This window comes from Micromonospora sp. KC207 (assembly GCF_004348615.1).
Lineage (GTDB): Bacteria > Actinomycetota > Actinomycetes > Mycobacteriales > Micromonosporaceae > Micromonospora.
Genome location: NZ_SMKJ01000263.1, coordinates 1 through 10,193, shown reverse-complemented (window position 1 = coordinate 10,193; position 10,193 = coordinate 1). Strand labels below are relative to the sequence as shown.

Genomic DNA, 10,193 nt, shown 5'->3' with positions numbered 1-10,193 from the left:
GGTCGGGGACGGGGTCGGCGGAGGAGCGGGGGGACAGGTCGGCAGCGTCTTCGACACGCCGCCCTGGGTAAGGGTCACAGTCGGCAGGACCACCGTCGAGTCACCGCCGGTGGGCAGGTAGACCCGGAAGATCACCGAGGCCTTCGCCCCGGGCACGGCGTCCTCCCGGGACAGCGGCAACCGGTTGGGCTGCCCGGCGGCCACGTCGGGGCTGAGCGTGAGGGTGAACCGGCCGCCCGGAGCCCTGACGGTCTGCCACGGGTTGACGCTGCCTGCGTCCGGGACGATGAGGTGGTCGGGCAGGCTGGATTTGGCACCGTTGCGGCTGAACCAGGTGGGCTTGTCGTCGTAGACGGTGAAGGACGCGTAGCGGGCGTCCGGGAAGACCCCGGAGATGGTGATCTCCAGATCCTCCGTCACGGGGTAGACGGTCGACCAGTAGGTGGCGGCACTGTCGGGCCAGTAGGCATTTGCGCCCGTTACCCCGTACTTTGACCCCCATGCGCACTCGGGCATCGTGACGGCCGCAGCAGTCGGGCCCTGAGCATCGACAGGAGCCGCCGCCAGAGGAAGGACCAGCGCGATCAGACCGGACGTCAAAAGGAGTGCCCGGCCCGCACTCCGAATCGTTTTTCTCGGAACGGGTATCGTCATGTGATCGACTTGACCACACTCATATTGCAACAAGGTTACACCCGGCTTATCGGTGGGCTTTGTCCGGTTCGGTTCCGGCGGAACCGGTGCCTTCACTGACGAAGTTCCGAGGGCGGATTGTTCGTTCCACTCAAGACGCCGAAATCCTCCCCATCCAACGAAAAAGCGCACACCTGGGCGGATTCGAGTCGCTCCGGGTGGGTCGCGACTGCGCCGACTCGGCTCCTCGGATCCCGTTGCGCCGCAAGGGGTGCTCGTCGGGGGGCGAGGCGGTCGAGGGTGCGGAAATTGCTTCAGTAGCCTGCGAATCGCGCCGGCAGGAGTGTTGCCCCGCGCTGTTGTCGGCGGGAGTGCCGTCCCACGCGGTTGTCGGCGGGGGTCACCGTCTTCCACCGGTAGGCGATTCGACTGTTGCGCCGCATTTCGAGGCCGTCCGGGCCGCGGCCTGTTGGGCTGCACCTTCGCCCGGGTGCTGTCAGAAATCCGTCATCGCTTTCCGGGATCGCCGACGCCGGCCCCCGTGTGCCGAGGGAGATTCGCGTAGGTGCCGGCCGGTCGCCCGGCGGCGCCGAAAAGCGAGGTGAAAGGCGAGGTGAAAAGACGTACATCGGCGCGGCGTGAACGCGCGGTGAATACCGGTGAACCGTCCGGAATGCTGCCCTCGCGCGCCTGGCCGTGCTCGAGGGGCAGGGCGGGCCGCCGCTGGTTCAGGAAGGACTCCGATCCCGCCGGCGGCGAGGGCGGGCGCCTGGCTGGCCGTGCTGTCCGTCAGCCTGGAAGGGACCTCGTCGAGCGGCCGTGGGCGGTCGACGACTGGGGGATCGGTCGAGGCCGGCTCGATGATCGGCAAGACGGTCCTCGCCGGGCCTTGAGGCCCACCTGCCGGGGCGGTCAGGCGCGGTGCCGTGGCAGGGTGAACCGCCAGTGCTCCGCGGTCAGCAGGGGCACGACTCGCTCGACCGCGTCGACGGTCTGGCTGCGGTCGCCGCCGCCGTCGTGCATCAGCACCACGGCACCCGGGGTGACCCCGTAGCGCAGGCGGCGGACGAGTTCGTCGGTGCCCGGCGGATCCCAGTCGCCGAGAGCCAGCCGCCAGCCGAGCGGCTGCATGCCCAGGGCGGCGGCCACGGCGGGGGTCTGCCCCCAGGCGCCGTAGGGGGCGCGGAAGTACGGGACCCGCGCCCCCGGCGCGGCCCGACGGATGGCCGCGTCGGCCTCCCGCAGGTCCGCCTCGATCCGTTCGGGCGGCCAGGAACTCATGTTCTCGTGGCGCATGCTGTGGTTGCCCAGGGTGTGCCCGTCGGCCACGATTCGGCGAACCACGTAGGGGTGCGCGTCGACGTGCTCGCCCCACAGGCAGAACACGGCCGCGATCCGGTGCCGGCGCAGGACGTCGAGCAGGCGCAACGTGTCGGCGGGGTTCGGCCCGTCGTCGAAGGTGAGGCTGACCGCCCGGCCCCCGCCGCGGGCCGTGTCGACGATGTCGGCGCTCGTCCCGGGGCGGGGTGCGGGGGCAGGTGGCATCGGGCCTCCTCCGTACGGTCAGGTTCTGTCCTACGTTCCGTGCGCGGTGCCGGCGCGTTCCGTTGCGGGAACCTGCGGGACGGGCCCTACTGGCGCGGCCTCGGGGTGGCGCGCGGGCGGACGTACGGCGGCCCGGCGTAGATGAGGTCGGCCTTCAGCAGCTGGTACGCGCGCTTGGGCTGGTAGTCCTCGTCGTAGATGGTGGCCAGGCCCTGCGGCGGGTCGTTGAACGTGTCGGGCACCCAGGAGTGCCGGTCGGTGAAGCCCCAGACGGTGAACGACAGGCAGCGAGGCTCGGCCAGGCAGGCCTGCAGCAGCACGTGGAAGTTCGCCGCCGACGCCTGTAGGCGCGGGTTGATCTCCTCGGGGTCGCCGGCCTGCACCCCGTCGGTCAGCCGGCTGCGTACGTCGACCTCGGTGAACGCGGTGGCCAGCCCCAGCCGCGCGAACCGGTGCAGTGCGTCGGCGACCTGGATCGTGTCGAAGTTGCCGTACTGGGTGCCCAGGTGACCCTGGCTGCCGACGCCGTCGATCGGCACGCCGTCGGCCAGCAGGCCCTTGACCATGTCGTGGACGAACTGCGTCTTGTCGTTGGCCGGGTCGCCGGAGCCGAACGCCTCGATGTTGTAGTCGTTGTAGAACAGCAGGGCCTTCGGGTCGGCGGCCCGCGCCCAGCGGAACGCGTCCGCGATGTAGCCCGGGCCGAGGTGTTCGGCCCAGAAGCCCTTGTAGTGCAGGGTCGGCGGGGTGTCCCAGGGGTCGCTGACGGCCTCGTTGACCACGTCCCACTGCCAGATCTTGCCCCGGTAGCGGCTGACCACGGCGGTGATGTGCTCCCGCAGGATCTCGCGCAGCTCCGCGGTGCTGATGGAGCCGTCGGTGACCCCCGTGGTCAGCCACTTCGGCAGCTGGCTGTGCCAGACCAGCACGTGCCCACGCAACCGCTGGCCGTTGCGCTGCGCGGTGGCGACGAGCTTGTCGGCGGGCCCCCAGTCGTACGTGCCACGGGTGGGCTCCAGCGCCTCCCACTTCATGACGTTCTCCGCGGTGACCGTGGAGAACTCCTCGCGGACGATCTCCCGGTACCGGGGATCGGCCGGGTCGTCGAGGGCGGCCATGTCGACCGCGGTGCCGATGTGCAGCCCGTGGCGTAGGCCGAGGGCGCGCAGGCTCTGGTTGGACGGGTCGTACGGGCGTTCCGCCGCGGCCGGCACGGCGTTCAACAGGCCGGCGGTGGCGATGGCGACCGCGCCGGCGGCGATCCACCGTCTGAGCATCATCGCGGTTCCTTTCCGTGCGCCCCGTGGTAGAGGGCGACCGATAGTTTCCAGCAAACTTCCGAAATGACTGGAGCTGACGAGCGCACCGGACGACCCGGTCCGACCGGCGAAACGCCGGATCCCTGCTCGCCGCCGACGTGGGCCGGTCAGTGCTCCCGGTAGGTGGCCAGGTCGAAGTCGGCGTAGCCGCCGTCGCCGCCGAGGTCCTGCACCCACAGCCCGAGCAGGGACCCGGTGAAGCCCCACGCCGCCGGCTCCCCGTCGATGATCAGCGCGGCGTGCTCGTCGGACAGGATGGTCGCGTTCAGGTCCACCGGAAGCCGTCGCCAGCCGTCGCCGAGGTCGTACCAGAAGCGCACGACGGGCCCGTCGAACACGGCCCGCAGGCCGACCCGGCCGGTGCCGGGTGCGTCGACGGTGAGTTCGGGGTACGGGGTGCGCCGTCCGCTGTCGGAGCTGAGCAGCTCCAGCACCCGCCGGCCGTCGTCGGCACGGGTGAGGTAGAGGTGGTGCCAGTTGAGGGTGTTGTAGTAGGCGGTGACCCCGGCCAACTGGCGGTGGTCGGTTGGGTCGAACTCGACCACGGCCTCCAGGGAGCAGTGCGTGGCACCGACGCGGCGCGCGACCAGGCTGGGCGCCTGCCTGCCCACCGGCGACTGCCCGCCGTGGATGCGCAGGTGTGACGGGCGGCTGCGCAGGTCGACCCAGTCGGCGGTGGCGGGCCGGCGCAGCGTCGACCAGGACGGGCCCAGCTCCGCGCTGTCGAAGTGGTCGGTGGCGGGCTCGGCCGGCCACGGGTGCGCGGGCAGGCCGGGCGCGGCCACCTCGTCCGCCGGTACGCCGCCGGGAATGCTCGGCCAGCCGCCGCGCGGCCACTCGACCCGCTGGATGGCGGTTTCCCGCCCCAGCACGCAGTTGCCCAACGGGGTGTAGGGGCGGCCGACCAGGTGCGCCAGGTACCAGTCGCCGTGCGGGGTGGCCACCAGGCTGCCGTGGCCGGCCTTCTGTAGCGGCAGTTCGGGCCGGCCCACAGAGGTCAGCAGCGGCCCTGCGGGATCCACTTCGTACGGCCCCAGCAGTTCGCGCGAGCGGGCCACGGTGACCTGGTGCTCCCAGCTGGTACCCCCCTCGGCGGTGATCAGCCAGTACCAGCCGTCGTGGCGGTACAGGTGCGGGCCCTCGGTGAGCCCGGCCGAGGTGCCGGTGAACAGCAGCCGGGGGCGGCCGACGAGGCGGCGCTCGGCCCGGTCGTAGCGCTGGATCTCGATGCCGGCGAAGCGGTCCCGGCCGGGCCGCCAGTCCGCGCACATGCTCAGCAGCCAGGCGCTGCCGTCGTCGTCGTGGAACAGCGACGCGTCGAAGCCGCGCCCGTGCAGCTTCACCGGGTCCGACCAGGGGCCGGCGATGTCGGGCGCGGTGACCAGGTAGTTCTGCGGGTCCCAGTAGCCGCTGGCGAAGCTGGCCACATCGCTGTAGACGAGGAAGAACTCCCCGTCGTGCCAGCTCAGGTCGGGTGCCCACACCCCGTTGGAGTCGCCACAGCCGCGCAGGTCGAGCAACCGCCGCTCGGTGATGATCCCGCCGAGCGGGCGCCAGTGCACGAGGTCGCGGGAGTGGTGTACGCGGACCCCCGGATACCACTCGAAGGTCGAGGTGGCCAGGTAGTAGTCGTCGTCGACCCGCAGGATCGACGGGTCCGGGTGGAACCCGGGGAGGACGGGGTTGCGGATCGACCGGGCAGCGGTCGCCACGTCAGCGGTCTCGGTCGACACGTCGACTCCTCTGGTGCGGCTTTCGGCAAACTTCCGGACGCTCAGCCCGGATTATCAGTGAGTGCCGACCACGGTAGCTGTTCGCGTCGCGATAAGACAGACCTCTTGACCCGGGTAGAAGCTTCGTCGTAGCGTGCCCGCCATCGATCGGTAATACCGGCGAAGCATCGGAACTTCCGGAAATACACGTCGAGTCCTGCCGGCTCGATCAGCATCCGAGCACCTTGCGAGTCCCCGAAGGGATGGACCATGTCAGCGCATTTCTCCCGTAGAACGCTGCTCGGCCTCGTCGGCGCCGGCGCCGGCGCCTACCTGCTCAGCGCCTGTAGCGGCGACGGCGACTCCGCCGACCCGGACGGTCCGCAGACCATCGACTGGTGGCACATCCAGAACGCCGAGCCGATGCTGCCGGTCTGGGCGGCGATGGCCCAGGAGTACAAGACCGCGCACCCCAACGTCACCGTCGAGATCCAGCCGCTGGAGAACGAGGCCTTCAAGTCCAAGCTGACCACCGCCACCCAGGCCGGATCCCCGCCCGACCTCTTCCAGTCCTGGGGCGGCGGGGTGCTCCGGCAGCAGGCGGAGGCCGGCCTGGTCAAGGACATCACCGACGACGTGCAGTCGTGGATCGGGAACCTGCTGCCCCTGTCCCTGGAGCCCTACACCATCGACGGCAAGATCTACGGTGTGCCGTTCGACATCGGCATGGTCGGTTTCTGGTACAACAAGGACCTCTTCGCCAAGGCCCAGATCACCGAGCCGCCCACCACCTGGGCCGGGCTGCTCGACACGGTCCGCAAGCTCAAGGCCGCCGGGATCGTCCCGATCGCGCTGGCCGGCAAGGAGAAGTGGCCCGCCCACTTCTACTGGGCCTACCTGTCCATGCGGATCGGCGGGCTCGGCGCCCTCCAGCAGGCCGCCAAGGACAAGAACTTCGACACCCCCGACTTCGTGGCCGCAGGCGACCGCCTCAAGGAACTGGTCGACCTTCAGCCGTTCCAGAAGGGCTTCCTCGGCGCCGAGTACGGCTCCCCGGACGGCCAGGCCGCCACCATGGGCAACGGCGGCGCCGCGTTGGAGCTGATGGGGCAGTGGGCCCCGGCGGTGCAGTCGTCCAGCTCCACCAGCAAGAAGGGCATCGGCGACAAGCTCGGCTTCTTCCCGTTCCCGGCCGTCGACGGCGGCAAGGGGTCGGCCTCCGAGGTGTTCGGTGGCGGCAACGGCTTCGCCGTCGGCAAGGACGCGCCCGCCGCGACCCTCGACTTCCTCAAGGCCCTGCTCACCGCCGACAACCAGCGCAGGGCCGCCAAGACCGGCGCGGTGCTGCCGACGGTCAAGGAAGCCACCGACGCCATCGCCGATGTCAACAACAAGACCGTCGCGCAGGCCCTGGCCAGCGCCACCGGCTTCCAGCTCTACCTCGACCAGGCGTACCCGCCCGCCGTCGGCCAGCAGGTCAACGACAGCGTCGCCGAACTGATCGCCGGCAACAAGACGTCCGCGCAGATCGTCAAGGACATCACCTCGGTGGCGAAGAGCCAGTAGCCGTGGCCCAACCCGTAGCCCGCTGCGAGAAATGAGTGGAGCAGGCATGACCAGGCCATCGACCGTGCCGGACGCGAGGCGCGGCGACCCGGCGACCGCCCCACCGGGGCTGGGCACCGCGCAACGGCGCGGTCGCCGGCCCCGGCGGGGCCGCCGCGGCACCCTCGCCGTCTTCCTGACCCCGGCCCTGGCGCTGTTTCTGCTGCTGGTCATCGCCCCCATCGCGGTGGCCAGCTACGCCAGCCTGTACAAGTGGAACGGCTTCGGCCTGCCGGAGAACTTCATCGGGCTGGACAACTACACCCGCGCCTTCGGCGACCCGACCTTCCGCGGCGACCTGTGGCGCGCGCTCGTGCTGGTCGTGCTGTCGCTGACCATCCAGCTACCCGTCGCGCTGGGCCTAGCCATGCTGCTCAACCAGCCACTGAAGGGCCGCAGCATCTACCGGCTGGTCTTCTTCGCCCCGTACGTGCTCTCCGAGGTCACCACGGCCGTCCTGTTCAACCTGGTGTTCTCGCCGAACCGGGGGCTGGGCGACACGATCGCCCAGTGGCTGGGCGCCGACGCCGGCACGATCTTCGCCGACCCGGACACTGTGCTGTTCGCGGTGTTCATGATCGTGTCCTGGAAGTACTTCGGCCTGTACATGATGCTCTTCCTGGCCGCCAGGCAGGGCATCCCCCGGGAGCTGCACGAGGCCGCCACCACCGACGGCGCCGGCTCCTGGCAGGCGTTCCGGCACGTCACCCTGCCCCTGCTCGGGCCGACGATCCGGATCAGCATCTTCCTGTCGGTCATCGGCACCATCCAGCTGTTCGACATGGTGTGGGTGCTCACCGGCGGCGGCCCCATCCACGCCTCGGAGACCATGGCCGTGACGATGTTCCAGTTCGGTTTCCGCCGCTTCGAGGTCGGCTACGCCAGCGCGATCAGTATCGTCATGTTCCTGCTGAGTCTCGTCTTCGCCCTCATCTACCAGCGCGTCGTCATGCGCCGCGACACCGAGGGCGCGCTCACCAACCAGGGAGACCACCGATGACCAGCACGGCGAACCGCGCCCTGCGGGCCCGCCGCCTCGTGCTGCACCTCGTCTGCATCGCCGTCGGCACGCTCATCGTCGTACCGGTCTGGTTCGGGGTGCTCGGCGGATTCAAGGACAACGGGCAGCTTTCCACCAACCCCCTCGGCTGGCCCGACCCGTGGGCACCGGAGAACTACACCGGCATCCTCGCCTCCGAGGTGTTCTGGCGGCAGCTCGGCAACAGCGTCCTCATCGCCGTCACCGGCACGTTCATCATGGTCGCCGCGGCGGCGATGGCCGCGTTCGTCTTCGCGCGCTTCGCGTTCCGGGGCCGGGAGCTGCTGTTCACCCTGTTCAGCATCGGGCTGATGTTCCCGTTCGCGGTGGCCATCCTGCCGCTGTTCGTGCTGCTGCGTGGCATGGGGCTGCTGGACAACCCCCTCGGGGTGATCCTGCCCCAGGCCGCCTTCGGGCTGCCGATCACCATCATCATCCTGCGCCAGTTCTTCCGCACCATCCCCGGCGAGGTCGAGGAGGCCGCGATTCTCGACGGGTGCGGGCCGTTCGGGTTCTTCTGGCGGATCCTGCTGCCCATGGCCCGCCCCGCGCTGGCCACCGTCTCCGTGCTGGCCCTCGTGACCAGCTGGAACAACTTCATGCTCCCGCTGGTCGTGTTCACCGACCAGAGCTGGTGGACCCTGCCCGTCGGGGTCCAGGCGTTCCAGGGCCAGTACTCCGACGACACCGCCCGGGTGCTCGCCTACGTGGTGCTGTCCATGGTGCCGGCCCTCGCCTTCTACGCCGTGGCCGAACGCCAGCTCGTCGGTGGCCTGGCGGGCAGCGTCAAGGGGTGACCCACAGTTCCTGCGATAGCCTTCTGCGACCGTAGGCAAGACGAAAGGGAGGACCGTGGGCTCCGACACCAGCCGAAACGTCACCATCGCGATGATCGCGCGTCTGGCCGGCGTCTCCGTGCCCACGGTCTCCCGGGTCATCAACGGCCGCACCGACGTCGCCCCCCAGACCCGGGAGCGCGTCGAGGAACTGCTCACCCGGCACGGCTACCGTCGCCGCCTGGCGAGCAGGCGCCCCAGCTCCGCCCTGATCGACCTCGTCTTCAACGACCTTGACAGCCCCTGGGCCGTGGAGATCATCCGCGGGGTGGAGGACGTCGCCCACAGCAACGGCGCCGGCACCGTCGTTTCGGCCATCCACCAGCGCACGTCCTCGGCCAAGCAGTGGCTCGACAACATGCGTACCCGCTCCACCGAGGGGGTCATCTTCGTGACCTCGATGGTGGCGCCGCCGTTGCAGGCCGAGCTGCGCCGGCTCAACCTGCCCGTGGTCATCGTCGATCCCGCCGGGGTGGCCCCGCAGGAGGCGCCCACGATCGGCACCACCAACTGGGCGGGCAGCCTGGAGGCCAACCAGTACCTGCTCAGCCTCGGTCACCGCCGCATCGGCTTCATCGCCGGGCCGCCGCAGCTGATGTGCAGCCGGGCCCGCCTGGACGGCTACCGGGCCGCGCTCGACGGCGTCGGCGTCGCGGTCGACGATGCCCTCATCCGGCCGGGCAACTTCTACCACGAGTCCGGCTACGCCGCCGGCGTGCAGATGTTGGCGCTGCCCGACCCGCCGACCGCGATCTTCGCCTCCAGCGACCAGATGGCGCTCGGCGTCTACGAGGCGGTCCGCAAGCGTGGCCTGCGGGTGCCCGACGACGTCAGCGTGGTGGGCTTCGACGACCTGCCCGAGGTGCGGTGGTGCTCTCCGCCGCTGACCACCGTCCGTCAGCCCTTGGCCGAGATGGGCATGCTGGCCGCGCGTACCGTGTTGCGACTCGCCCGGGGCGAGAAGATCGAGAGCCCCCGCGTCGAACTCGCCACCGAACTCGTCGTCCGCGACAGCGCCGGGCCGCCGTCCGGCGCGCGCTGAGCCGTCGCGTACGCGGTGACCGGGGGCGGGCCGATGGCCCGGCCCCCGGTCAGCGTCGCCGGTCAGGCGACGGCATGGGGAGCGTCGTCGCGGGTGAGGGACCTTCCGGGACGCGGCGGCCTCAGGAGGACGCGCAGGTGATGTCGCTGGGCGCCTGGTTGCTGCCGGTGCTGGAGCCGATGAAACCGGCCGTGGTCGAGGCTCCGGGCGGAAGCTGCCCGTTGTAGGCGGCGTTCGTCACGGTCACCTGGCTGCCCTGCTGGGCGAACGTCGCGCTCCAGCCCTGCGACACGGTCTGCCCGGGGGGCAGTGTGAAGGTCACCCGCCAGCCGTTGATGGCGGTGCCGCCGGTGTTGGAGATGGTCAGCTTGCCCTCGTACCCGCCGGACCAGGAGCCGACCTGCGCGTACGTGACGCCGCACGCCTGCCCGGCCGGGGGCGTGGTCGGGGCCGGGGTGGTCG

General features: G+C 70.5%; 9 protein-coding genes. 4 read left to right on the top strand and 5 right to left on the bottom strand.

The window, feature by feature from the left end:
• The 4 genes from E1258_RS25745 to E1258_RS25730 all read right to left on the bottom strand — a co-directional run.
• Positions 1–420 (bottom strand): hypothetical protein (locus E1258_RS25745; protein ID WP_207919714.1); only part of this gene is annotated, 420 nt, incomplete at its 3' end.
• 1,125 nt (positions 421–1,545) lie between these two features.
• Positions 1,546–2,178, bottom strand: coding sequence for a polysaccharide deacetylase family protein (locus E1258_RS25740; RefSeq protein WP_132405656.1), 633 nt, complete (start codon positions 2,176–2,178; stop codon positions 1,546–1,548).
• A gap of 86 nt (positions 2,179–2,264) precedes the next feature.
• A complete protein-coding gene (locus tag E1258_RS25735) occupies positions 2,265–3,458 on the bottom strand; it encodes an endo-1,4-beta-xylanase (RefSeq protein WP_132405654.1) in 1,194 nt (397 codons plus the stop codon).
• Between the two features lie 146 nt (positions 3,459–3,604).
• Entirely contained in the window at positions 3,605–5,230 is a 1,626-nt protein-coding gene (locus E1258_RS25730; RefSeq protein WP_132405652.1) for a glycoside hydrolase family 43 protein, read from the bottom strand.
• Between the two features lie 249 nt (positions 5,231–5,479).
• Here E1258_RS25730 and E1258_RS25725 point away from each other — a divergent pair, with 249 nt between their 5' ends.
• From E1258_RS25725 to E1258_RS25710, 4 genes are read left to right on the top strand one after another with little or no spacing between them, the layout of a single operon-like run.
• Positions 5,480–6,775, top strand: a complete 1,296-nt coding sequence (locus E1258_RS25725; RefSeq protein ID WP_132405646.1) for an ABC transporter substrate-binding protein — start codon at positions 5,480–5,482, stop codon at positions 6,773–6,775.
• Positions 6,776–6,821: 46 nt separating this feature from the next.
• On the top strand, positions 6,822–7,814 hold the full coding sequence (locus E1258_RS25720; RefSeq protein WP_132405644.1) for a carbohydrate ABC transporter permease: 993 nt from the start codon (positions 6,822–6,824) through the stop codon (positions 7,812–7,814).
• A complete protein-coding gene (locus tag E1258_RS25715) occupies positions 7,811–8,650 on the top strand; it encodes a carbohydrate ABC transporter permease (RefSeq protein ID WP_007071585.1) in 840 nt (279 codons plus the stop codon). The genes E1258_RS25720 and E1258_RS25715 overlap by 4 nt, the downstream gene beginning before the upstream one ends.
• 55 nt (positions 8,651–8,705) lie before the next feature.
• Positions 8,706–9,731, top strand: a complete 1,026-nt coding sequence (locus E1258_RS25710; RefSeq protein WP_132405642.1) for a LacI family DNA-binding transcriptional regulator — start codon at positions 8,706–8,708, stop codon at positions 9,729–9,731.
• A gap of 121 nt (positions 9,732–9,852) precedes the next feature.
• Here the strand turns inward: E1258_RS25710 and E1258_RS25705 are convergent.
• Positions 9,853–10,193: cellulose binding domain-containing protein (locus tag E1258_RS25705; RefSeq protein WP_207919713.1), on the bottom strand; the 341-nt coding region annotated here is incomplete at its 5' end.